Below are 25166 nucleotides of genomic sequence, written 5' to 3'. Positions count from 1 at the left end.
ATCATGGAACGCAGCAACAGTTTAGATGCATTAAGAGGTATTGCCATATTGGCGATGGTGCTTTCGGGCAGCATTGCTTTCGGCAACGCGCTGCCCGCCTGGATGTTCCATGCGCAGGTGCCGCCGCCGTACCATGCGTTTAACCCGGAGTTGCCAGGTATTACCTGGGTCGATCTCGTATTTCCCTTCTTCCTGTTTTCGATGGGGGCCGCGTTGCCATTGGCTTTGCACAAGAGGGTAGCGCAGGGGCCATTTTATAAAACGTTTGGTTACATACTGCAGCGTTACCTTTTGTTAGTGTTCTTCGCACTGTTCACAGTGCATGCAAGGGCGAAAAATATTAATGCTGATCCGGGCGTAGCTACCTATTTGTTGTCGATAGGTTGTTTCGTACTGCTGTTCTTTATGTACGTGAAGTGGGAAGGCAGGTGGGGACTGATCATAAAACTGTTGGCTTATGCACTGGCGGTACTGTTCCTGGCGCTTACACCCAAAGGTTTTGACATCAACAAAAGCGATATCATCATCATCGTACTTGCCAATATGGCTTTCTTCGGATCGCTGATATGGTGGGGGACCCGAAATAATCCGTGGTTGCGTATTGGCATACTTCCTTTTATCATGGCTGTTTTCCTGGCCGGTAAAACCGAAGGTACCTGGAACCACGAACTGTTCACCTGGTCGCCGCTGCCCTGGATGTACACCTTCTATTACCTAAAGTACCTGTTCATTATTATACCGGGCACTTTTGCAGGCGAGTGGCTCATGCAAAGGCCAAGGGAGCAGGTAAAGGATGATAAAACAGCATGGATGACGGTTGCCTGTATTTCCCTGCTGCTAGTGCTGGTGAACCTGGCAGGCCTGTTCAGCCGCCTGCTGCTCATCAACCTGTTTATTACCCTGTTGTTATGTACAATTTTATTAGGGTTGATGGGGAGGATGAGAACGGAGAACAGTTGCTTTAAAAAGTATTTACAGGCCGGCGTATATCTTCTGCTGCTTGGCCTTGCGTTTGAAGGTTATGAAGCTGGTATCAAAAAAGACCCTTCCACGTACAGCTATTATTTTGTGACAGCAGGGCTGGCCTTTCTTACGCTACTGGCTTTCAGCATATCCGAATATTTCGGTTACCTCGGTAAGATCATCTATTTTTTTGCCCTTAATGGCAGGAACCCGATGGTGGCTTATACGGCGGGCAACCTCGTCCTTATACCAATATTACACATCACAGGTATCATGCCCCTGTTCGACAGTTTGCAACATAACGCCTTTGAGGGTGTATTGCGTGGCGTGTTGTTCACAGGCATCGTATCACTGATCACCATTTTTTGTGTAAAGCGGAAATGGTATTGGAAAACATAATTGTCAACACATTTTATCAACCATTTTATTTTCATCAATGTCGTTAAGTTTATTAGATATCAGCATTATTATCGCCTACATCGCAGGCATGATCTTCCTGGGATTTTACATTTCCAAGAAGGCCAATAAAGATCTGCAGTCGTATTTTTTGGGCGGTAACAGCATGAAGTGGTACTACCTCGGGCTGAGTAATGCTTCGGGTATGTTCGATATTTCGGGCACCATGTGGACGGTGAGCATCCTGTTTATTTACGGCCTGAAAAGTGCCTGGATACCCTGGCTGTGGCCCGTTTGGAACCAGGTGTTCGTATTTGTGTACCTGGCGGTTTGGATGCGGCGATCGAATACCATGACGGGCGCGCAGTGGATTACCTTCCGCTTCGGCGATGGAAAAGGGGCCAGGCTGTCGCATATCATTATCGTAGCATTTGCGGTAGTAAGTGTAATCGGTTTTATCGCCTATTTCTTCGAAGGTATCGGCAAGTTCAGTACTTCCATATTACCCTGGGACTTGTCCGCTAACCTCGGTACCATGCACCTTTCGTCTGAAAGATCTTACGCACTTATTCTTTGTATACTTACTACGCTTTACACCATGAAAGGAGGTATGTACAGCGTGGTAGCCACGGAAGTACTGCAGTTCTTCATTATGACGATTTGTGCTTTTGTAATTGGTTATGTGGCGTACAACGCGGTTACTGCCGAACAGATACATGCAGTAGTACCTAAAGGCTGGAGCGAATTATTTTTCGGCTGGAAGCTGGACCTTGATTGGAGTACAACCGTAATACCCAGTGTAAATAAGAAAATTGAATCGGATGGTTTCGGGCTGTTTGGCTTATTGTTTATGATGATGTTGTTTAAAGGCATTTTCGCTTCGCTGGCCGGACCGGTTCCGAGCTACGATATGCAGCGTGTATTGTCTACCCGCAAACCCAGCGATGCTGCCAAAATGAGTGCCAGCACCATATTGGTGATGTACATGCCGCGTTACCTGATGGTAGCTTCGTTCGCTGTACTGGCACTGGTGTACATCGGTCCGCAGTTGGGTGGTGATATAGATTTTGAGAAAGTGTTGCCGATGGCCATCTCGCAGTTCGTACCCGCAGGATTGAAAGGATTGTTACTGGCCGGGTTGCTGGCCTCCTTTATGGGCACCTTCTCAGCCTTCGTAAATGCGGCGCCGGCCTACATTGTAAACGATATTTACAAGAAATACGTAAACCCTAACGCTTCCAATAAAAAGTACATCCGCCTGAGCATCATTTCTTCTTTATGCCTGGTAATGGTGGGTATTGTATTCGGGTTTAATGCCTCGTCGCTTACCAAACTCACCCTGTGGATCACCTCTGCATTGTATGGCGGTTACGCTGCCTCTAACGTGCTGAAATGGATCTGGTGGCGTTTTACCGGCATGGGTTACTTTTACGGTATGCTGTTCGGCCTGCTGGGGTCATCTGTTAAGCTGTTCTATTTCCCTGAAATAGTAGATATCTACGTATTCCCGATTATCCTGCTGATGTCGTTCATTGGTTGCATTATCGGAACATTTATGAACCCATTGGAAAACAGGGAAACGGTGAAGGAGTTTTATCGTCAAACACGCCCATGGGGTTTCTGGGGGCCGATTAAGAGAGAAGTGATGGCGGAGAACCCTGATTTTAAACCAAACAGAGACTTTAAACGCGACGTGTTTAACATCGTTACCGGTATTGTATGGCAAATGGCGCAGGTAGTAATACCCATCTATTTCATGATCCGCGAGAACTACAAAATGCTGGCCTGGAGCGCAATATTTCTGCTTACCACTTACCTGCTGAAAAAATTCTGGTGGGACAAACTGAGCGAAGCGGATGAAACGGTGCCGGCAAAAGCAGTGCAGCCATCAGTTATATCAGACAGGGCATGATAAAGTGGAGCTACATAATGGTTTTGGGCTTGTTGCCGCTGGTAGTGCAGGCGCAGCAGATAGATACGAGTTATAATAACAGTCACTACCGCCAGCGGCTCAACTACTTCCGGCAAATGCCCGATCAAAAGAAGGAAATCGTTTTCCTGGGCAATAGTATTACAGAAGCGGGAGAGTGGCAGGAGTTGGTGCCAGGTAAACATGTTGTTAACCGCGGCATCAGCGGCGACGTAACATTTGGCATAAAGGCGCGGCTGGACGAAGTACTGTCATCCAAACCAGCGAAAATATTTTTGCTGATTGGTGTAAATGAGATGAAACGTGGGCATTCACCAGCCGTGATCGCGGAAAGTTATGAGGACATCGTGAAGCACATCGTTACCGCATCTCCTAAAACCAAACTTTACCTGCAAAGCGTTTTGCCGGTAAATGAAAGTATGCTGCAGGCGATTTATAAGGAGGTGGGAAATGAGAAGATAAACGAACTGAATGGGCTGATAAAAGCACTTGCTACTAGGTACGCTGTGTATTATGTAAACCTGCACGAAGTATTTGCAGGGCCCGATGGACACCTGGTAAAAGAGCTGACTACGGATGGGTTACATCTGCAAGCCGCCGCCTACATCAAATGGGTAAACTATCTGAAGCAAAAAAGGTATTTGTGATGATACAAGAATTTTCATCAATCAAGCATACATCGATATGAAAATAACAGGCACTTTCCTGGATGAGATAAGCCACGATATTCCGCACCAGAACTGGGGACGCGAAGAATGGGACCGCGATTTCGGATATATGAAAGCAGTGGGTATAGATACAGTGATCATGATCCGCAGCGGTTACCGCCGTTTCATTACTTACCCGTCGGCATACCTGCAAAAGCAGTACGGCTGCTACGGACCACCGGTCGACCTGGTAAAAATGTACCTGGAACTGGCGGATAAACATGGCATGAGCTTTTACTTTGGCCTGTATGACAGCGGTCATTACTGGGACAGTGGCGATATGCAGGGAGAGATAGATGCGAACCGTTTCGTGATTGATGAAGTATGGGCGCAATATGGCCATTATAAAAGTTTTAAAGGCTGGTACCTGAGCATGGAAATTAGCCGTCGAACCAAAGGCGCTACCGATGCTTTCCGCACCCTGGGCTTACAATGCAAACAGGTGAGCGGCGGCCTGCCCACTTTTATATCGCCCTGGATAGATGGGAAGAAAGCAGTGATGGCAGCATCGGGTGAACTCACAAAGGCCGACGCCGTATCGGTGCAGGAACATGAAAAGGAGTGGAGCGAAATATTTGAAGGCGTGCGCGGTGCGGTAGATGCCGTTGCGTTCCAGGACGGGCACATTGATTATCACCAGTTGGAAGAATTTTTTGCAGTGAATAAAAGTATGGCCGACCGTTTCGGGTTACAATGCTGGACAAATGCCGAGTCATTTGACCGCGATATGCCCATTAAGTTTTTGCCCATCAAGTTCGAGAAGCTGCGGTTGAAACTGGAAGCGGCGCGCAAAGCGGGGTACGACAAGGCCATCACCTTCGAGTTCTCGCATTTTATGAGTCCACAGTCGGCGTACCTGCAGGCGGGACACTTGTACAACCGTTACAAAGAGTACACACAGTCTTTATTGAACCAATAAACTAACAGACCCGTAACAAATATGAAACAATACGCAGAGCAGTATAAACAGGAACTGCTGAACAACGTGATCCCATTTTGGCTGAAGCATTCCAAGGACCAAAACCATGGTGGTTTTTTTACCTGCCTCGACCGTTTTGGGAACGTGTTTGATACCGATAAATTCATCTGGCTGCAGGGCCGGGAAGTATGGATGTTCTCCATGCTTTACAACGAAGTAGAAAAACGCCCGGAATGGCTGGATATGGCCCTGCACGGAGCCCGTTTCCTGGAAAAGTACGGTCATGATGAAAACGGGAACTTCTATTTTTCGCTGAACCAGCAGGGCGAGCCATTGGTACAGCCTTACAATATTTTCTCCGACTGTTTTGCTGCCATGGCTTTTGGTGCATTGTACAAAGCCATGCCCGATATGCGTTACCACGACCTGGCGAAGTATACTTTCGAAAACATAGTAGCGCGCAGGAACAATCCTAAAGGCAAATACAGCAAGGCCTATCCCGGTACGCGTAATCTGAAGAACTTCGCACTGCCGATGATCCTTTGTAATCTTTCGCTGGAACTGGAGCATATCCTGGGAAGCGAAGTGGTGAACAAGTTTATCCCGGAAGTGATTGAAGAGGTAATGGATGTATTTTATCATAAAGAAGAAGGGTTGATCCTGGAGAACGTTGAGCTGAACGGCAGCTTCTCCGATACCTTCGAAGGTCGCCTGTTAAACCCCGGGCACGCAATAGAGGCCATGTGGTTTATTATGGACCTTTCGGTACGCCTGAACGATCCGAAACTGGCAGAGCGTGCGGTGGAAATTGCGTTACGCACGCTGGAATACGGCTGGGACCAGCAATACGGCGGCATCTTTTATTTCATGGATATTAAAGGTCAGCCGGTGCAGCAGCTTGAGTGGGACCAGAAGCTGTGGTGGGTACATATGGAAACCCTGGTTTGCCTGGCCAAAGGTTACCAGCTTACCGGCAGCGAGGCCTGTAAAACCTGGTTCGATAAAGTACACGAATATACCTGGAAGCACTTCCGCGATCCGGAATACATGGAGTGGTTCGGTTACCTGAACCGCCAGGGCGAAGTGTTGTTGCCGCTGAAAGGTGGAAAATGGAAAGGTTGTTTCCATGTGCCACGGGCGTTGTTCCAGGTATGGAAAACATTAGAAAAGCCCGTAGCAGTGCCAGAAGCGTTGCCCGCCTTATAATATTTTTTCTTCTACAAATGTTGATTTTAGAAATGGAGAACCCGGGGAATTCGACTTTCCCGGGTATTATTATAAATTTAAGGATGATGCGGAAACTGTTTTTACTACTGCTGTTATTACCGGTGTTTGTTGCAAAGGCCCAGGAAAAGCACCTCACTTATGCCGTAAAAGATACTGTTCAATACCTGGACCATTACGCGCCAACTGGGAAGTCAAACGGCATGACCGTACTGTTTATGCACGGAGGGGCTTTTGAAAACGGGCATCCCGATAACCAAAAAATGTTCGGTGATAGTATGGCCGCGCGTGGTTACAGGGTATTTGTAATGTCGTACAGGTTATACCTGAAAGGTGTTGGTTTTGGCTGTAATACACCGACCCCGGAGAAGCTGAAGGCCATTCGCCTGGCCGTAGAAGATGCAGCAGATGCGACAAAATATATTTACGACCACGCCGTGGAGCTGGGCGTTGATAACCGTAAATTTTATATAGCAGGCAGCAGTGCGGGCGCAGAAGCCATTCTGCACCTGGTATTTAACCCATTTGCGAAAACAGATACTAAACGCTACGACTTCTTCAAGACGTTCCGTTTTGCGGGTGCGATGGTGTTTGCCGGGGCATTGATAGATTTAAACCTGGTGAGGAAGGATAACTTTGTACCATTGCTGCTGTTGCACGGTACGAGCGACCAGCTGGTGCCTTATGGTACAGCGGCTCACCGTTTTTGTAACGCACTTTCGCCAGGCTGGCTAATGTTTTTTGGTGCCGGTTCAATATTTGAAAAGGCGAAGGAACTGGATAAACCGGCGTTGTTGTATTCCTTTGCTAATAAGGGACACGAAATTTCGTGGTACATGTTTACGCATTATAAAGAGATAGAGAATTTTACTTCGAAGGTGAATAGCGGTAAAGGGTTTAAGGCCGAGGAAATTAAGCAGTAGGGGGTAGCATGTCGGTGTATAGACCGTCGCAATAGAAGAACTGCACGTTGCCGAATGTTGTTACGGCCGCTGAAGGGAGTGACACAACGGCGGCTTAATTGATTAGCCGCCGCTGGTTAAATTAAATAACCCCGTTCTACCGCAAAAGTATGAAGGGCATTGCATCCATTCGCCAAATATCCTATCTTACCCCTCTCTATAAAATTCCACCCAAATGAAGAAGATCCTTTCATTCTTATTATTGATGGCCGTTTTTGGCGCTGCCAGGGCCGAAATTCGTTTGCCCGCTATTATTTCGAGTAAAATGGTGTTGCAGCAAAACGCTACGGTTAAACTCTGGGGCTGGGCGCTTCCTGGCGAAAGAGTTAAAGTAACCTGCTCCTGGAACAACAGCGTAGATTCGGTAACGACTACCCCAAACGCGAACTGGTTTATCGAGATAAAGACGCCCGCAGCGGGTGGTCCTTACACGATTACACTGCAAGGCTGGAACACTATTAAACTTGATGATGTTCTTATTGGGGAAGTGTGGCTTTGCTCCGGCCAGTCGAATATGGAATACAGTGGCAACAACAACCTGCCAGACATTAAAGCGGAGTTGCCCAAAGCAGCCAATCCTAAAATCCGCTTCTTCCACATTCCTAAAACTACTTCTACTACGCCGCAGGATGATGTAAATGCGCGGTGGGTGGAGTGTGATGCGAAATCGCTGCAAAGCTTCAGCGCCGTAGGTTACTTCTTCGGAAAAACCCTGCACCGCGAACTTAACGCACCCGTGGGGCTTATTAACGCCAGCTGGGGGGGGACCCCTGCGGAAACCTGGACGCCCGAGTCTGCCGTAAAAACAGACAGCATCCTCTCCCGCGCTGCCGGAAAGTTAGGTGTTTCACAATACTGGCCGCGCGACCCGGGTTATACCTATAATGGGATGATCGCTCCGCTCCGCAATTTTAATATTGCAGGTGCAATCTGGTACCAGGGCGAATCTAACGTAGGTACCAATAGCTCTTATACCAAATTATTTTCAGCCATGATCAATAAATGGAGAGAGGAGTGGAAAAAGAATTTTGCTTTCTATTTCGTGCAGATAGCGCCTTTCAACTACGGAACTGATAATATTAACGGCTCGCTGCTGCGTGAAGCACAGTTCAATACCCTGGCTGTTACGCCAAATACGGGTATGGCCGTTGTTACCGACCTGGTACATAATGTAAAGGACATTCATCCGATCAATAAACATGATGTTGGTTATCGCCTGGCAGGTTTGGCATTAGCTAAAACTTACAACAAACCTGTAGCTTCTTTGCCTTACCAATACCCTGTTTATGAGAAGATGGAAGTAGTGAAAGGTAAAGTGGTGGTTACATTTAAAGACGTGCCGGGTGGTCTGGTAATCAAAGGCGATACCCTGAAAGAATTCTTTGTAGCTGGTGCCGATAAGAATTTCGTGCAAGCGACAGGTAAGGTTAAAGGTAATACCATCACGCTATCTAGCCCGGTGAAAGAGCCGGTGGCCGTGCGTTTTGGTTTTACCAATATGGGCGAAGGTAACCTGTTTAGTAAAGAAGGTTTGCCGGCAACGCCGTTCCGTACAGATAACTGGTAAGTTTACAAAACAAATTCCCCGTTTACAGGGGGTATTGGGGCTGGGATGAATCGTTCTCCCAGCCCTTCTAATAAGTTGATCTCTATGGTGCGCGTAATATTGTCGAGTGGTATGGCGGAAGGTATGTATTCAAAAGGGTTCATCAGGCTCATACCATTGATGTGCGTGGTATGAAATACAAAACCGATGATCCACCCCAGGATGATAGAGGACGGCCCTATGTCTGAACTGGCAATGGTAACAAGTACCACCAGCATCCAGATGAAAAGTCTTGTAAAATAAACGTAAGTAGTAGGAAATACGGTATTGTTGATCCGCTCTGATTTTCCCATCCCGTCCGTAAAGTTTTGTAAGGTGGTATTTAACGCCATGAACTTAAAGCCATCGATATATTTCATGTCCTGCAGCGTTTGCAGGTCGCGGGCCTGTATATCTAAAATGGCGTTGGGGATATTGGTAAATTTCTTTACCAGCTCACGGTCTTGTTCGTCGAGGTATTTTTCATAGAGGCCATCCGGATTTCTGCGTAGCGATGCTTTTAGTGCATAGAGAAAAGCAAGGTGCCTTTTGATCATTTTATGTTCGAACTGTGTGATGCCTTTGTAATTGTCCAGGTGGCTGTAGGCCATCAGGTTCCTGGCCCATGTGCGGGAGTCGTTTACCAGTCCGCCCCAGATGATACGCGCTTCCCACCAGCGGCTGTAGGCTTCATTGTTACTAAAGCCGATAAAAAAGGCAATGGCTGTACCCATCAGGGCCGGAAAAGTAGTAGGCAAATGCCAGCTCATAAGTATCCTGGTATCTACGAAATACGCCAGGGTACACGAGGCCAGCATCAGCAGGTCAATTTGCCAGGTGATCTTAAGTACCCGGATGAGGCTCAGGTTTTGTTTTAGCAGCATACCTAAATTTAATAATAAACAACGTTCCTTTGTTCAGGTTCAAAAAAGCTTAACTTTATAACATACGCCCCGTTTATCCCCTGGATTCCCAAAAACTGAACAATAATGATCCCAAAGCAAATACTGTTCCTGGCAACGGCCATATTACTCGGTACCTCCGCATTGGCGCAGCAAACGAAAGCGCAGTTCCTTAACAGCCTTATTGCCAAAATGACTTTGGACGAAAAGGTAGGGCAACTGAACCTGCTGACCAGCTTCATGGACCAAACGGGTCCTTTTATGAAAGATGATTATGTAAGCGATATTGAGAAGGGCCGCTGTGGAGCCATCTTTAATGCCTATACGCCGCAGTTTACGCGCAAACTGCAGGACATGGCTATGAAGACCCGGCTTAAAATCCCCCTGCTGTTTGGTTACGATGTAATTCATGGACATAAGACTATTTTTCCGATTCCTTTAGGTGAAGCCTGTACCTGGGATTTAGCCCTGATGGAAAAAAGTGCGCGCATTGCCGCCGTGGAAGCAAGTGCCGATGGTTTGCACTGGACGTATTCCCCCATGGCCGACATTGCCCGCGATCCACGCTGGGGCCGCGTGGCAGAGGGAGTAGGGGAAGATACATGGCTGGGGGTGCAGGTAGCCAAGGCAAAAGTGAAAGGCTACCAGGGAACCGATTTGTCGGCCGCTAACACCATACTTGCCTGCGTTAAACACTTTGCCCTCTACGGCGCTGCCGAGGCTGGCCGCGATTACAATACGGTCGACATGAGCCGCATCCGCATGCTCGAAACTTACCTGCCACCCTACAAAGCTGCTATTGATGCAGGCGCCGCTACCGTCATGACATCCTTTAATGAAATAGACGGCGTGCCCGCTACCGGTAACAAGTGGCTGCTTACCGACCTGCTGCGCAAACAGTGGGGCTTTAAAGGTTTTGTGGTAACCGATTACACCTCCATTAACGAAATGATTAATCACGGTGTGGTGAAAGATGAATACGAAGCGGGCGGACTGGCGCTGCGTGCCGGTGTAGATATGGATATGCAGGGGAGCGTGTTTGCGGGTCATATTGCCGGGCTTTTAAAAGATAAAAAAATCACACAAAAGGAAATAGACCAGGCAGTGTACCGGGTGCTGGAAGCGAAATACAATCTCGGTCTTTTTAAAAACCCATACCTGTACTGCGATACTGTTCGTGCGCAGCGCGATATCATGAATGAAGAACATCTGCAGGTGGCAAAAGATATTGCGGTGCGGAGCATTGTTTTACTGAAGAATGAAGGTGATGTGTTGCCGCTTCGGAAACAGGGAAGCATTGCGCTCATTGGGCCACTGGCCGATAGTAAACGGGATATGATTGGGAACTGGTCGGCGGCAGGCGACTGGCAAAAGGCGGTGACTTTGCTCGATGGGTTAAAAGCAAAATCAGGCGGCAGTGTAAAAATAAGCTACGCGCCGGGGGCTTATGTTACGGGCGATACAGCCATGCTGCGCAAACTCCTGAATTACCGTAAACTGGAGCCGGCCGACACCGCCAATGCTGCGCAGATGCAGGCCGAAGCCGTAGCGCTGGCGCGCAGTGCCGATGTGGTGATTATGGCCCTGGGTGAATCACAGGGAATGACAGGCGAAGCGGCCAGCCGCACTGATATTGGCATTCCCGCCAACCAGAAGGCTCTACTCAAAGCTGTTTTGGCCACGGGTAAACCGGTGGTGCTGGTGCTGACGAACGGCCGCCCGATGACGCTTGAGTGGGAAGATGCGAATGTGCCGGCCATCCTGGAAACATGGTTCCTGGGCACACAGGCCGGTCATGCCATTGCGGACGTCCTGTTCGGCGATTATAATCCGGCCGGTAAACTCACGATGACCTTTCCCCGTAACGAGGGTCAAATCCCCATTTATTACAACAGCAAACATACAGGCCGTCCCATCGATCCTAATAATAAATACTCCTCCAAGTACCTCGATGCACCCAATACACCACTGTACCCATTTGGTTATGGACTTAGCTATACGCAGTTTTCCTACAGCAACCTGCGGGTAAGCCGTGCGCAAATGGCCGCAAACGGTTCGTTGGAGGTGAGTGTAACCGTTACCAATACCGGTAAATACGACGGAGAGGAAGTGGTGCAACTGTATGTGCAGGATCTGGTGGGCAGCGTAACCCGGCCGGTGAAGGAATTGAAAGGCTTTAAAAAGATATTTTTGCCAAAGGGCGCCAACCAGATTGTAAGCTTCCGGATTGCTGCCGCCGACCTTAAGTTTTATAACAGCGATCTGAAATTTATCAATGAACCCGGGGCCTGCAAAGTGTTCGTGGGCAGCAACAGCCGTGACGTCCAGGAGGCGGATTTTGAGTTGATGAGATAGTTATGCTTGTATACGGTAACGTGTATAATATATGTATAGCTGGTAAATACATATAGTTACCAGATTAATGTTTAAATATTTGCTTATCTTTTCTTGTTATAACACATTTTGTTATTTTTATGCTCGTCTTTGAACGTTCACGCGAAGTAATGCAGGAAAATTTAACCATTAAGACGAATTAGATACTATACCGAAGCACCTTTTCTGCACTAAGTGATCTTATCGTGAATCCGTTCGCAGCCTTTTCTTATGTCTGACCTATATCATATCCAGGATGAAGTTTTGTGGAGCCGTGTAACCGGTAGCGACGAGCAGGCGTTTGCCATATTGTTCGGCCGTTATTGGGAAGCTGCGTTGTTAGAGGCAACGCGGAAGATGGGTAATGATGCGGATGCCATGGACTGTACCCAGGAACTGTTTATCAGGTTGTGGAACCAGCGGCACCTGCTGCAGGTAGAAGGTTGCTTCCGCACTTTCTTTTATTCTGCCCTGAAAATCAGGATCATCAGTCACTTTAGGGCATCGGTGTCGCGGATAGCAGGATCGAGGTCGTACCGTGTACAGCAAACCGAACATATTGGCGGTTTACATAAGGTGCAGGCAAAAGAAGTTGCCGGATTGTTGGAAGCAGAAGTACAACGTATGCCGGCGCGTATGCAGGAAATATATAGAATGAGCAGGCAGCAGTTTATGAGTGTGAACGAGATAGCAAATTCGCTTAGGTTGAGTGAACAAACAGTTAAGAACCAACTTACATCGGCACTTAAGAGATTGAGAGCAGCAATGGCCTCGTACGAGGATACATTGGTACCGTTAATGCTTGTAGCAGCAGTTTTTTTATCAGGCTTTTGATTGTGACTTATAAATAGGGTGAATGTGGGAATACCAGATAGACATATTTTAGACAGATATCTGAAAAATACCTGCACAGAAGAAGAACGAATACTTGTGGACGAGTGGTACGATCAGTTAGATGTTGATCTGCCCGACGAGTCGTTATTAAGCGAAGAAGATCGCGCAGCACTTAAAGCCGAGGTTTGGAACGACGTATCATCAAATATGTTACGTAGCAGAAAACCCTTCTTCGGCCGTCATAGTATATGGTGGCAAGTTGGTGCAGCGGCGTTAATTTTTGGTTTGGTATTCATGACGATTAACTGGTGGGAAGATAATGCTCACCGCTACACGTACATGGAAAATGTGATGCAAAACTGGGACACCACCACGGCTAAGGCAGGCGATATTCTGCACCTGACAATGGAGGACGGTACTCACGTATGGCTAAAAGCCGGCAGCAGCATCAGTTATCCCGAACATTTTGCGAACAATGAAAGAACAGTAACGTTATTGAACGGCGAGGCTTTCCTGGAAGTAGCAAAGGATGAAAAAAGACCCTTTATCCTTACTTCAGGCGAATGTGTAACGCGCGTATTAGGTACCTCCTTCAATGTGAGGAATTATGATAAAAGAAAAGTCGCATCGGTAAGTGTGATCACCGGAAAGGTACAGGTGGCAATAGGATCGGGAAGCAAAGAAGTGCTGGACGCAGGAGAAGAAATTGTAAAAGAGCACGGTGATTATATAGTGAAAGAAATTCCGGTTGCAGCCATGCGCGGCGCCTGGAAAAATGGAGAAATGGTTTTCCGCCAGCAGCAGTTTAAATGTATTGCGAATGAACTGGAAGACTATTACGACATTAAAGTGAATTTTAAAGACGAACAGCTGGCAACTTTGCGCATGACTGGACGGTTTAGTTACCGGCAGTCGCCAGATGAAATTTTAAGCTCGTTATGCACCGTTAACGGCAATAGATATACAAAGCAGGGAAATAGTTATACCATATCCGAGTAAAACCACGTGTGATGATTTGATAGGGGAGAGCGCTGCTTTCGCCCGTTTTTACTATTAAAAAATATTTAAACAGGACCACCTATGCCTGTAATTGTACGCAACCTTATGCGCATGCTGAAAAGTATGCTGGTTTGCATCATTGTGCTTGTTTGCACAATGTACCTTTGGCCGGCAGCCTTGTCTGCAAGGCAACATCCGTCAGGCACACCTGTTACCGTTAATATTGGTAGGGAGAACCTGGATGTTGCTATAATGCGGCTCGAAAGAGCAGCAGGTGTTTCTTTTATATATGATGCCGCGGAGCTATCGCGGCATAAAGTAACCGCGCGTAAATACGACCGGCAATCGCTCCAGCAAATACTTACCGACCTGCTGGCCGGCAAGCCCTTTGCCTTTAAATCTGAAGGCCGCCAGGTCATCATCTACAAAATTAAATTGAAGCAAATACCGGAAGTAGTGCTGCCGTCGCAATACGATATGGCCGATACACTGCAACTGGGCCAGGTGGTGGTAACAGCGCTCGGTGTGAGCCGCGCACAACGTTCGGTGGGGTATGCGGTAAATACTTTGTCTAATAAGGATGTTAATACCGTAAAGACGCCTAACGTTATCAACGCCCTCTCAGCGAAAGTCCCCGGTGTGCAGATCCGCAGTATGAGTCCGGATCCTGCGTCCTCCGCGTTTATCGTTATCCGCGGCGAATCGTCGCTTACTGGTAATAACCAGCCGCTGTTCGTAATCGATGGTATACCGGTAGCCGCCGGGGCAAGCATTGGCGGAAATGTGGATTATGGCAATATAATTTCTGATATTAATACGGACGATATCGAGGAAATAACTGTACTTAAAGGAGCCAGTGCTGCTGCTTTGTACGGCTCCCGCGCGGGCGGCGGGGTGATTATTATCACAACTAAAAATGGAAAAAATTCTAATAAAGGTCTTGGCGTAAGTATAAGTTCCTCCGCCATGTTTGACCAGGCTTGGCAATTCCCCAAGTTCCAAAATACCTATGGTGCGGGCAGCGACCTGTACGCAACAGATACTTATGGAGAAGCTTCCTGGGGTGCGAAATTGAATGATGGTTCTAAACGTGTACAGTGGAATAGTCCGCGGGATGCGCAGGGTAACCCGGTGCCGCTCGACTGGGTGGCTTATCCTGACAGGATAAAAGATTTCTTCCGTATCGGGCAAACTTACACTAACAATATAGCGGTAGAGAGCGGCCTTAACGCAAAGGGCAATTTCCGTCTTTCATATACAGACGTGCATAACCTGGGTATTATCCCCAATACGGAAATGCATAAAACCTCCGTGAACATGTCTGCAGGTTATAATATTACATCGCGTGTAAACGTAAACGTTAGTATGATGTATAATTCCTCAGGAAGTGATAATCGCTTTAGCGGCGACAGGAATGGAGTAATTAATCATCTTTATACTACTACGCCCAATGTAGATGTGCGTAAACTCCGCAATTACTGGAAACCGGGCCGTGAAGGCAAAGAGCAATTTTCACATGTGCAGGATATGTCCACTGGCAAACCAATGGAGGATAATCCGTATTTCGTGGCGTACGAGCAACCTAACGCCTTCGCCCGTAACCGTACCAACGGAATGCTGCAGCTCAATTACCGTATACTGGACAACCTGAAGTTAATGTTACGTACGGGGGTTGATCAGTATGTGGAAAGCAGGAACAGTCGCAAGGCCTTTAGTTCTGCGGATTTTACAGAGGGATACTTCAGTTCCGGCGATATCTTTTTCCGTGAACTTAATTCTGATTTCCTGTTAACGTACGATCAGCAACTGGCTGGTAAATGGTCTGCCTCCGTATCTGCTGGTGGTAACCGTATGGACCGCCGCAATCGTGGTAATACCATCACTGCGGCTAAACTGGTAATACCTGGCCTGTACACCATTGCCAACGGTGCGCCCGGCAGCATTTGGTACGATCCATTCTACTACCGTAAACGTATTAACAGCTTGTACGCCACCGCACAACTGGCTTACGGCAGGTCTTTTTTTGCTGATATATCTGCCCGTAACGATTGGTCCAGTACGCTGCCGCGCAGGCATAATTCGTTCCTGTACCCGGCGGTATCGGTATCGGCCATTATGTCCGATTTGTTGAAAGTGCCAACCAGCAGCTTCCTCAGTTTTGCCAAGTTACGTGTGAATCTCGCGCAGGTGGGGAAGGATACGGACCCATACAATCTTTACAATACATACGACTTCATCAGCGATTGGGGCGATATTAAACGTGCCGAAATGGAAACGCTGATGAAGAACAATAAACTGAAACCGGAGATTAGTACTTCTTTTGAAGTGGGTACGGACCTTCGTTTCTTTAAAGGCCGGTTGGGACTTGATCTTAGTTACTATCGCACGGCTAACCGGAACCAGATCATCCCTATCCCTACTGCCAGTTCTTCTGGTGTAACGGATAAAATTATAAATGCCGGCAACATCCGTACTACGGGTTTGGAAATACAATTGAATGCTGTGCCGGTAAAACGTGCGCTTACATGGGAAACGACCCTGAACTTTACGAGGAGTCGCGAGAAAGTGATAGAACTGACGCCCGAGTTAACCGAAGGAGAGATTTACCTCTCCGGCGGCGAATGGTCCAAAGTGTTGGCGCGTGTTGGAGGGAGAATGGGCGATATGTACGGAGAGATCTACCGGGTAATACCCGATGGCCCTAATAAAGGGGAAGCATGGTTATCCGACAACGGCGAGTACCAGTTACTGGGCGATAACTTCCAGCGATTTGGGAACTATAACCCTGACTTTATGGTGGGGCTCTCCAATACCTTCAGCTGGCGTAGGTTTAACCTCAGTTTTTTGCTCGACTGGCGACAGGGCGGCGTGTTTTATTCGTACACGGCGAATAATCTTCAGTCCGATGGGAGGGTAGTAAATACTTTACGTGGCAGGGGGGCAGAGAATGGTGGTGTTGCCTGGACAGATGACCAGGGAAGGCCACGTAACGATGGTATGCTGCTCGACGGCTGGTTGCAAAATACGGATGGTACGTTCAGGAAAAATGATGTGGTGATAGGACCCGAATCATACTATCCCAACTACTACTGGGATTATCCCGCCCGCAATTCGTACAGCGCCTCGTACATTAAGTTGCGTGAATTGTCGTTTTCGTACACCATCAACAAGCCGTTCCGGTTCGTGGAAAGAACGGCTATCACTTTCACTGCACGCAACCTTTTTAGCTGGACGGCCGCCAATAACGGTTACGATCCCGAAACATCCAATAAAATATCCGACGGCAGGTATAATCTCGGCATTAACACCTGGACCCTGCCCGCCATCCGTTCCTATGGACTGAAACTTGACTTTAATTTTTAAAGATGACATTCAGACTCACCATATACTTTTTACTTTGTTGCCTGCTTGTGACGGGCTGCGACGGCAAGTTCGACGACATTAACACCCCTCCCGGTGAGGTGACCGATGTAGATGTGATTTACCTGTTATCTACATCCATTACAAAAACCGCTTACGGTTACCAGGATGAGGCTTTCTTTCGCCACCCTGCATCGGCAGGCCGTTACACCACACTGGTACGTAACGAAACCATGGACAAGTTTGCCTGGGGCCCCCGCGATTGGACAACGATTTACAACCGCCTGGCCACTATTAAACAACTGCACGACCAGGCGTTACAACATGATCAGCCACAATACGTAGTGATCAGCCGTATTCTGCGCGCTTTTAACTTTGCTTATATCACCGACCTGTGGGGCGATGCACCTTACTCAAAGGCGTTATTGGCACGTTCAGACGATATTATCCACGCGCCATTCGACCGCCAGCAGGACATTTATCCGGATCTTTTAAAAGAACTGAAGGAAAGTAATGAAGTGCTGATGGCCCAATTGCCGGCAATAGATGCAGATTACGATGTGTTGTTTCATGGCGACCAGTTGTTATGGCGTCGCTTCGCTAATTCACTTCGCCTGCGTATGCTGCTTCGTTGTGCGAAAAACTATGCCTCCGCCTATACCGAAATTCAGCAGATCATCAATAATCCTTCTCAATACCCGCTCATCGGCACCCAATCGCAGAATGCCTGTTTGAAATACCTGGGCACCAATGCTGAGAACAGCTGGCCCGGCAGCGATATCGCCAATAGTTACGACGAATTTGATAAACGTAAGCCTTCTAAAGAGTTGGTGGATGCCTTGTTGTATTTAAAAGACCCGCGTATCACTGTTTGGGTAGATAAGGTGGCTGACCGCACGCGCGGTACCGTCGATAACCAGGATTACGTAGGTGTACCCAATGCTATTTCCCAGCCGGCGCAGTATAACGGTGGTAACAGTAACATCTCTCACTTTGCCCCGGCGCTTAACAAAGCCGCGGATAATGCCTTCCAAGCCATGCTGATTGGCTGTTGGGAAGTGTCGTTCATACTGGCAGAATGTGTGCAGGCGGGTAAAATTACCGTGGGTGGCGAAACAGCACAAAGCCTTTATACGCGTGGTATAGAGCAGTCTATGGAATATTATGGGCTGACGGGTACTCCCGATGCTCATAACTACTACAAACAATACAGTATAAAATACAACGGAACACTGCAGCAGCTCATTCAGCAGAAGTGGCTGTCGCAGTTATTTGTTGGTGCCGAAGGTTGGATGGACCATCGCCGTACCGGCTTTCCGCAGTTCACTACTGGTCCGCTGGCGGCGCATCGCAACATTCCGTTGCGCTACATGTACCCGCTTACCGAAATACTCAACAACGCGGTTGAATATCAAAAGGCTAAAACGCAGATGGGGGGTGATGAGCAAACTACCCGCATGTGGCTAATAAAGTAATTTCCTTAATTGTTCCGCCTGTAAAATGCGGATGCGTGTGCCCTGCATCTCTATCAGTTTCTCCGATTTAAAATCGCTGAGGGTGCGGATGAGCGATTCCGTGGCTGTACCCACGAAATGCGCAATATCATCTCTCGACAGCTCTATTAACGCATCAGGCCCCTGTTCCTTATGCAGCTTGTCGTGGATGGCTACCAGCCCGCTGGCTACGCGCTTCCGTAGTGAATCGTAAGCCAGTTGCAGCAGGCGATCTTCCTTCTCTTTCACATCCAATGCAATATGTCGGATGAACACCCTTGCGGCGCGAATGTCGTTCAGCAGCTGCTGCAGGAAAATATCTTTGGGGATTTGTACGATCTCTGAATTTTCCAGTGCCTCTGCATTCTCATCATAAATATGATCTTCTATCAGCGCAACATAACCGAAGTAATCGCCGGTGCTGTAAAGGTTGGTGATATATTCTTTACCATCGTCGTTCTGGCGGTAGGTTTTTACCTTGCCACTTTTTACGTAGTACAGGAATTGCGGGTATTTGCCTTCCCGGTAAACGGCCTGTTTTTTCGTAAGTGCCGCCGTATGGTAATGGTCCATGTCGAGCTGCAGGAGGCCTGCCTGCTGCCATTCCTGTAGCATGGCGGTGACCGATTGTTTTTCGGCCGCGTTGAATTTGTCGAGTAGCAGTTGTTGCTTTTTGAGGCGTATTTCTACGGCGGTCAGCAGTTCCACATCTTCAAATGGTTTGGTGATGTAGTCGTCGGCACCCATTTCCATGCCCTTACGAAAGTCGCTGCGTTCCGTTTTGGCAGTCAGGAAGATAAAGGGGATGTGTTCTGTTTCCGGGTTCTTGCGCATGAGGTGTAATACGCCGTAACCGTCCAGTTCGGGCATCATAATGTCGCACACAATAAGGTCGGGCTTTTGCGCCCGGGCTATTTCCAGGGCACGCTTCCCGTTTTCGGCTTCCAGCGCCTGGTAACCTGCGAGTGATAATATTTCTGCTACATTTTCGCGAATGTCCTGGTGATCGTCTACTACTAAAATGGTGGCCATTGTTGTCAGGTTGTATGGTTTGGAAAGCTAAGCTGTATACTCGTGCCTTCTCCGTTTTTACTGTCTATAATAATCTCTCCGTCCAGCATGTCTACATATCTTTTCACAATATGCAGGCCAAGCCCTGTGCCCTGGATATTTGTTACGTTACGGGCGCGGAAAAAGCTGCTGAACAAATAGGGTTTGTCCTCTTCGGGAATGCCCATGCCTTTATCACTTACGCGGGCCTTTATGTGGCCATCGTCCTGCCATACCTGCCAGGTAATGGGCGTGTTGGCGGGCGAAAATTTGGAGGCATTGGTAAGCAGGTTCACGAAAATATGTTTGAGCAGACGTTTGTCGGTCACAAAACCTGTAGTACCTCTTAGCTCCTTATGTAATATTTGTCCCGGCTTTAACAGGCCCTGTACCTCATCTGCCGTTTCGGATATAAATGTTTGCAGGTCTAAGTAGGTGGGTTTCGATTGTATCTTTCCTTCTTCTATCCTGCCCAGCGAAAGGAAGTCTTCGAGCAGTTCGTTCAGGTGTTTAACCGATTCCTTGATCTTATGTACGTGCTTCTCCCGTTTATCCTGGTCGCCTGTAGTGGTATATTTACCAATAAGTGCGGCGGATGATAAAATCGCGCTCAATGGTGTCCGGAACTCATGGGACGCCATGGACACGAACCGGGACTTGATCTCCCCAAGTTCCTTCTCTTTATGTAAAGCGTCCTGCAGTTCTGTTTGTGATAACTCCAACTGTTTCATGGCCTCGTGCAGGTTGTTGGTGCGCGATTCTACCTTTCGTTCCAGTTCCTGGTTCAGTAACTGCATTTCGGCAGCCATGGTTTCCAGTTGTTTCTTCTGCTCCAGTTGCTCGTTCTCTGCAATTTTACGCATGGTAATGTCCATCACAAAGGCCAGTACAAAATCTTCCGATGCCTGGCGGAAATGGCTGAGACTTACTTCTACGGGGAACTCGCTTCCATCTTTCCGCAGCCCGAACAGGTTTACACCGTGGCCCATAGGGCGGGAAACGGGTTTGTGCATGTATTCGCTGCGCTGGGTTACGTGCGATTTATAGTAACGCTTCGGTATCAGTGTTTCAATATCCTTCCCTAATAATTCTTCAGATGCATAACCGAACAGTTTTTCTACTTCCGGGTTGGCCAGCACAATGCGGCCTTTGGAATTAGTAAGGATGATACCCTCGGTGGCGTTACGGAACAGTGCGTCCAGTTGATTTTCATCAGCCTCCAGTGTGCGGTACAGTCTTTTTACGAACAGGGTAAGCAGGGTGGCGCTTATTACCAGTATCAGGGAAAAGAAATGTTCGATGAATACTTCGGCGTAGTCGGGGTTTCGGTGGGGCAGGCAGGCAATAACGATCACGATGATCGTACAGGCCGCACCCATCCAGTGAGTGGCCGCGTCCTTCTTAATGAACATGGTGAGCAGGATGGCGGTCATCAGTCCCCCGTCAAAAAAGTTATAATCCGGCCGCCAGACCAGTAAGTAGGTCGTTATGACCAGTATAAAGACGGCTATTGCCAGAATTTGTTGCTGTCCGAAGCGAAACATGGTTGTAGTAATATAATGATGCAAGTTAACAAATGTATGGCAGGCATACCTGACATAAGTCATTTCCTGCTTTGACGACTCTCATGCGTCATGGTTATGTCACTCATGTATGTTGCGGCCTGTGCCCGGTAGTTTTGTCGTAAATCCTAAACACCATGAATCACGACACTGAAAAATTCATTCCAAAAGGCAGCCTTGCCTTTTTCATCCTGCTGGCGCTGCTTTGTGCCGGTATCTGGTTTTACATCTATAATATCATGCTCGAACGGGCCTAAACTATTTTCCTATGCTGGATAAATTCGAAATCAAGGTTTTACGCATCACCGGGCTGCTCATCGTCATCTTTTTCTTTGCCATTTTATATGTAACCGGCAAACGAAAGGTAGATGTAACAGAGTGTATACCGTACGATAAAGCCTACACGGAGCCCCGTATTCAGAAGATCGATGATAAAACGTACCAGGTGTTCGCCGTAGCGGGTATGTGGTCTTTTGAGCCCTCCGTGATCAATATTCCTCCCGGTACCGAGGTCGACTTTTACGTGACCTCCAAAGATGTGGTACACGGGTTTAATATCGCCGAAAGGAATGTAAACATGATGGCGGTTTACGGAGGTATTTCCAAAACTACGGTAAAGTTCAAAGAGCCCGGGGTATATAAGATTACCTGTCATGAATACTGTGGTACAGGTCACCAGAACATGCAGGCGGAAGTAATTGTAGATTATCCTAATCCTTAATCATATGTCAGTTAGTCGTTCAATGCGGAATGTAATTATCATAGAATTATTCGTTCCCATCACTCTTCTTATTCTTGGTATTTATCACGGCCTTATGCAGGTAGTGTACAGGGCCGGCGTACTTCACCAGGCGGCGGCGGTTAAACTGGACTATTACCAGGGACTTACACTGCACGGCGTTATTAATGCCATAGTGCTTACCACCTTTTTTGCGGTTGCTTTCGGGCACGCTACAATGATCTTTTACCTTAAAAAAGAACCCAATAAAAAGTTATCCTGGATATCTCTTGCCTTAATGGTAGTGGGTACCGTAATGGCGGCCTGGGCGATGATTGCCGGTAAGGCTTCTGTGCTGTATACTTTTTATCCTCCCTTAAAAGGTCACCCATTGTTTTACCTCGGTACCGCCCTGCTCATTGTAGGTTCATGGCTGCCTTTGTTTGACTGGTGGGTAATGTACCGTACCTGGAAACGGGAGAACCCCGGTCAAAAGGTGCCACTGGCAGTATTGGGCACACTGGTGAACTTTATCATCTGGTTCGTGTGTACGCTGGCTGTAGCTTATGAGGTGCTGGTGCTGTTGCTGCCATGGGCTATGGGTTATACGCCTACTGTAAATGTAACCCTGGCGCGTACCCTGTTCTGGTTCTTTGGTCATGCACTGGTATATTTCTGGCTGTTACCGGCTTACATCATGTTTTATACCATGCTGCCTAAACTGGCCGGTGGTAAGTTGTACTCCGACCTGGCAGGCCGTATCGCGCTGTTCCTGTTCCTGTTGTTATCTGTACCTGTAGGTGTTCACCACCAGTTCAGCGATCCTAATATCAGCAGCAGCACTAAATGGTTGTCTACTATTCTCACATTCGCCGTAGCTATTCCGAGCTTCATTACCGCTTTTACACTGTCTGCTTCTTTGGAGTACGCTGGCAGGCAGCGGGGAGCGAAAGGTTTACTCGGTTATTTTGGTAAACTGCCTTATCTCGATAGCAGCCGTTACCTCTTCGCTTATATGATCGCAGGTCTTATCCTGTTCATATTCGGTGGTTTTACCGGCATCGTCAATTCAAGTTATGCACTGAATAATGTGATACATAACACTTCCTGGTTGCCCGGGCACTTCCATATGACAGTAGCCGGGCCTGTATTCCTCGCCATTATCGGTATGGGTTTACACCTGGTGGCAACATTGCGCGGCCGTAAAATATTCCTGCCTGCAGTAAACGTTATCATTCCTTATCTATGGATGATCGGTGTACTGATATTCTCTACAGGGTTGATGTGGGGTGGATTGATGGGAGAGCCAAGGCGCACCAACCTGGGCATGACTTACCTGAACCCTGGGAGCGAATTGTATCATCCGCAGTGGGTGCCATCCACCATGCTGGCGCTGGCCGGAGGTTTCATTATGTTTATAGCAGGCATGTTGTACTTCGTAGTGTTCTTCGGGACCTTCTTCAGCAAACAAACAGAAAAGGCAGCACTGGATTTACCTGTGAGTGAAGCGTACCACGACGAAAAAATGGTGCCCTTGTTCAACGGCTTCAAGCCGTGGTTGCTGGTGATGATCATCATTATCCTTATTGCTTATGTGCCTGCCCTGGTAGATGTGTTGAGTAATAGTGGTCCCGGGGCACCGCCACATCTTCCTCACAACCCCATGCCTGGTATCTGATAAAAGCCTTGTAATATGAACCATAAGAGAAAATGGATTTGGGCAATAATGGTGCTGGTGTTGCCGCTCATCGCCTGGCTGGGCGTAAGGGCTTACGAAAGAGAATTTGTAGCGCTGTCCATATACAGTCAGTTGCAAACCGATAGCAGTTATGTGTTTATCGATCAGCATGCAGCACCCTTTGTGCTGGAGCAAAAGAGCAACCGTGTAACCGTAGCCAGTTTTTTCTTCACCAGTTGCCCGATCGTATGCCCTAAAATGATGAAGCAGTTGTTGCGGGTGCAGGCAGCGCTGGGAGAAGAAGTGCGGATGTTATCCTTTACAGTAGATCCTGCGCACGATGATCCTAACATGTTAAACCAATATGCAACAAAGCATGGTATACACTGGCAGCTCATCACCGGCGATAAAGCATCGCTTTACCGACTGGCCCGCAATGGCTTCCGCCTCATAGCTACCGAAGGCGATGGCGGACCAACCGATTTCATTCACAGCGATCAGCTGGTGCTGCTGGATGGCCAGTCAAGGATCAGGGGATATTATGAAGGTACCGATGCCGCGGCTGTAGATATGCTTATTCACCATATAAAACAACTCAACCATGAACCGTAATATATTTTTCCTGCTATTGCTGCTTGTATTGGGCGTTAGTGCTTATGCCGCGCCACCTTCCGAAGAAGAGGGTAAGCTGATATTCAAGAACCGCTGTGCCGGCTGCCATAACGTCAATAAAAAAGTACTGGGCCCCGCGCTGTCGAAAGTTTATGACAGACATAGTATGGATTGGATCACCAGTTTCATCCAGTCATCCCAGGCGGTAATTAAAAGCGGCGATAAAGAGGCCGTTGCCTTGTTCGAAGAGTACAACAATACGCCGATGCCCGACCACAAAGACATCACTGCCGCACAGGTAGAGAGTATTGTGGCGTACATCAAATCGCAGGAAGGGGGCGATGTTTCCTTAACCAAAACGGTATCTGTAGGCGTACGTGCGCCGCTTTACAGGCCTTTGCAGCTTACCGACTATGGTTATATAACCGGTTTCGTAAGTGTGGTGCTGTTGCTCATACTGGTGCTGTTGTTAGCTGTGAGTGTGAAAGGTGTAGAGCGGGAATTGAAAAAGAAATAATGGTTTATGCTTAAACATCAGCTGCATCACCGCGGCTGATCATATAACCGGTACGGGTATCTACCCGTGCCACCACCTTAGGATAAGTTCTGACATTGTGTATATATTTTAGTCAAACATGTGACCAATCGAACAGGCGTGGGTTTTTACCCGCGCTTTTTTGTGTGTGGAGAAAAAATAAACGGGTAACTGAAAAGAAACCCGCTTCATGTACTCGCATCAATTTATTACTAATCTAAATCGTTATGAAAAGCTTCATTATCAATAGTTCCTTTTCTACCTGCGTCAAAGGGAATACGTTTAAGTTCCAACAGGTAACTGCAGGTGTTGCCTGTATATACAACAAAGCCACTATCTCCGCCTTGCAGCGTATCTACAAGCA

19 protein-coding genes are annotated in these 25166 nt (G+C 47.7%); 16 read left to right on the top strand and 3 right to left on the bottom strand.

What is annotated here, in order from left to right; genetic code table 11:
* The first annotated feature begins 3 nt into the window (after nucleotides 1–3).
* From QZT80_RS01795 to QZT80_RS01765, 7 genes are all read left to right on the top strand, one after another.
* Entirely contained in the window at nucleotides 4–1362 is a 1359-nt protein-coding gene (locus QZT80_RS01795) for a DUF5009 domain-containing protein (protein ID WP_295117008.1), read from the top strand.
* A gap of 37 nt (nucleotides 1363–1399) precedes the next feature.
* Nucleotides 1400–3271 carry a sodium:solute symporter family protein gene (locus QZT80_RS01790; protein ID WP_295117006.1) on the top strand — a complete coding sequence of 624 codons (1872 nt, stop codon included), beginning with the start codon at nucleotides 1400–1402 and terminating at the stop codon, nucleotides 3269–3271.
* The gene (locus tag QZT80_RS01785) at nucleotides 3268–3936 is read left to right on the top strand and encodes a GDSL-type esterase/lipase family protein (RefSeq protein WP_295117004.1); all 669 of its coding nucleotides are present in this window, start codon (nucleotides 3268–3270) and stop codon (nucleotides 3934–3936) included. Before QZT80_RS01790 ends, QZT80_RS01785 begins: the two co-directional genes overlap by 4 nt.
* A 37-nt stretch (nucleotides 3937–3973) precedes the next feature.
* Entirely contained in the window at nucleotides 3974–4915 is a 942-nt protein-coding gene (locus QZT80_RS01780; RefSeq protein ID WP_295117002.1) for a DUF4434 domain-containing protein, read from the top strand.
* A gap of 21 nt (nucleotides 4916–4936) precedes the next feature.
* The gene (locus tag QZT80_RS01775; RefSeq protein ID WP_295117001.1) at nucleotides 4937–6121 is read left to right on the top strand and encodes an AGE family epimerase/isomerase; all 1185 of its coding nucleotides are present in this window, start codon (nucleotides 4937–4939) and stop codon (nucleotides 6119–6121) included.
* 83 nt (nucleotides 6122–6204) lie between these two features.
* Nucleotides 6205–7062 carry an alpha/beta hydrolase fold domain-containing protein gene (locus QZT80_RS01770; protein WP_295116999.1) on the top strand — a complete coding sequence of 286 codons (858 nt, stop codon included), beginning with the start codon at nucleotides 6205–6207 and terminating at the stop codon, nucleotides 7060–7062.
* Between the two features lie 214 nt (nucleotides 7063–7276).
* A complete protein-coding gene (locus tag QZT80_RS01765) occupies nucleotides 7277–8668 on the top strand; it encodes a sialate O-acetylesterase (protein WP_295116997.1) in 1392 nt (463 codons plus the stop codon).
* Nucleotides 8669–8670: 2 nt separating this feature from the next.
* Here the strand turns inward: QZT80_RS01765 and QZT80_RS01760 are convergent, their stop codons facing one another.
* Nucleotides 8671–9570 carry a bestrophin family protein gene (locus tag QZT80_RS01760; protein WP_295116996.1) on the bottom strand — a complete coding sequence of 300 codons (900 nt, stop codon included), beginning with the start codon at nucleotides 9568–9570 and terminating at the stop codon, nucleotides 8671–8673.
* 105 nt (nucleotides 9571–9675) lie between these two features.
* Between QZT80_RS01760 and bglX the strand changes: the two genes are divergently transcribed.
* From bglX to QZT80_RS01735, 5 genes are all read left to right on the top strand, one after another.
* On the top strand, nucleotides 9676–11943 hold the full coding sequence (gene bglX / locus QZT80_RS01755; protein ID WP_295116994.1) for a beta-glucosidase BglX: 2268 nt from the start codon (nucleotides 9676–9678) through the stop codon (nucleotides 11941–11943).
* Nucleotides 11944–12192: 249 nt separating this feature from the next.
* Entirely contained in the window at nucleotides 12193–12795 is a 603-nt protein-coding gene (locus QZT80_RS01750; RefSeq protein WP_295116992.1) for a sigma-70 family RNA polymerase sigma factor, read from the top strand.
* A gap of 24 nt (nucleotides 12796–12819) precedes the next feature.
* On the top strand, nucleotides 12820–13794 hold the full coding sequence (locus QZT80_RS01745; protein WP_295116989.1) for a FecR family protein: 975 nt from the start codon (nucleotides 12820–12822) through the stop codon (nucleotides 13792–13794).
* An 81-nt stretch (nucleotides 13795–13875) separates the two neighbouring features.
* Nucleotides 13876–17157 (top strand): SusC/RagA family TonB-linked outer membrane protein, encoded by a 3282-nt coding sequence (locus QZT80_RS01740; RefSeq protein ID WP_295116987.1) that lies wholly within the window; start codon nucleotides 13876–13878, stop codon nucleotides 17155–17157.
* A 2-nt stretch (nucleotides 17158–17159) separates the two neighbouring features.
* The gene (locus QZT80_RS01735; protein ID WP_295116985.1) at nucleotides 17160–18629 is read left to right on the top strand and encodes a SusD/RagB family nutrient-binding outer membrane lipoprotein; all 1470 of its coding nucleotides are present in this window, start codon (nucleotides 17160–17162) and stop codon (nucleotides 18627–18629) included.
* Here QZT80_RS01735 and QZT80_RS01730 read toward each other — a convergent pair.
* Nucleotides 18618–19679 carry a response regulator gene (locus tag QZT80_RS01730; protein ID WP_295116983.1) on the bottom strand — a complete coding sequence of 354 codons (1062 nt, stop codon included), beginning with the start codon at nucleotides 19677–19679 and terminating at the stop codon, nucleotides 18618–18620. The two genes, QZT80_RS01735 and QZT80_RS01730, sit on opposite strands and share 12 nt — an antisense overlap.
* Nucleotides 19680–19684: 5 nt before the next feature.
* On the bottom strand, nucleotides 19685–21241 hold the full coding sequence (locus QZT80_RS01725; protein ID WP_295116981.1) for a PAS domain-containing sensor histidine kinase: 1557 nt from the start codon (nucleotides 21239–21241) through the stop codon (nucleotides 19685–19687).
* A gap of 286 nt (nucleotides 21242–21527) precedes the next feature.
* On the opposite strand from QZT80_RS01725, the gene QZT80_RS01720 reads away from it, so the two are divergent.
* Genes QZT80_RS01720 through QZT80_RS01705 form a run of 4 tightly spaced genes read left to right on the top strand, consistent with a single transcriptional unit; the run spans nucleotide 21528 to nucleotide 24784 of the window.
* Nucleotides 21528–21980, top strand: coding sequence for a cupredoxin domain-containing protein (locus QZT80_RS01720; RefSeq protein WP_295116980.1), 453 nt, complete (start codon nucleotides 21528–21530; stop codon nucleotides 21978–21980).
* 4 nt (nucleotides 21981–21984) lie between these two features.
* Nucleotides 21985–23655, top strand: coding sequence for a cbb3-type cytochrome c oxidase subunit I (locus QZT80_RS01715; protein WP_295116978.1), 1671 nt, complete (start codon nucleotides 21985–21987; stop codon nucleotides 23653–23655).
* A 15-nt stretch (nucleotides 23656–23670) separates the two neighbouring features.
* Nucleotides 23671–24267 (top strand): SCO family protein, encoded by a 597-nt coding sequence (locus QZT80_RS01710; RefSeq protein WP_295116977.1) that lies wholly within the window; start codon nucleotides 23671–23673, stop codon nucleotides 24265–24267.
* On the top strand, nucleotides 24257–24784 hold the full coding sequence (locus QZT80_RS01705; protein WP_295116975.1) for a cytochrome c: 528 nt from the start codon (nucleotides 24257–24259) through the stop codon (nucleotides 24782–24784). Before QZT80_RS01710 ends, QZT80_RS01705 begins: the two co-directional genes overlap by 11 nt.
* Nucleotides 24785–25166: the final 382 nt, after the last annotated feature.

Origin of the sequence: uncultured Chitinophaga sp. (assembly GCF_902168175.1) — a bacterium.
Classification (GTDB): domain Bacteria; phylum Bacteroidota; class Bacteroidia; order Chitinophagales; family Chitinophagaceae; genus Chitinophaga.
Note: the sequence above shows the minus strand (reverse complement) of the source record. Positions and strands in the feature narration are given on the sequence as shown.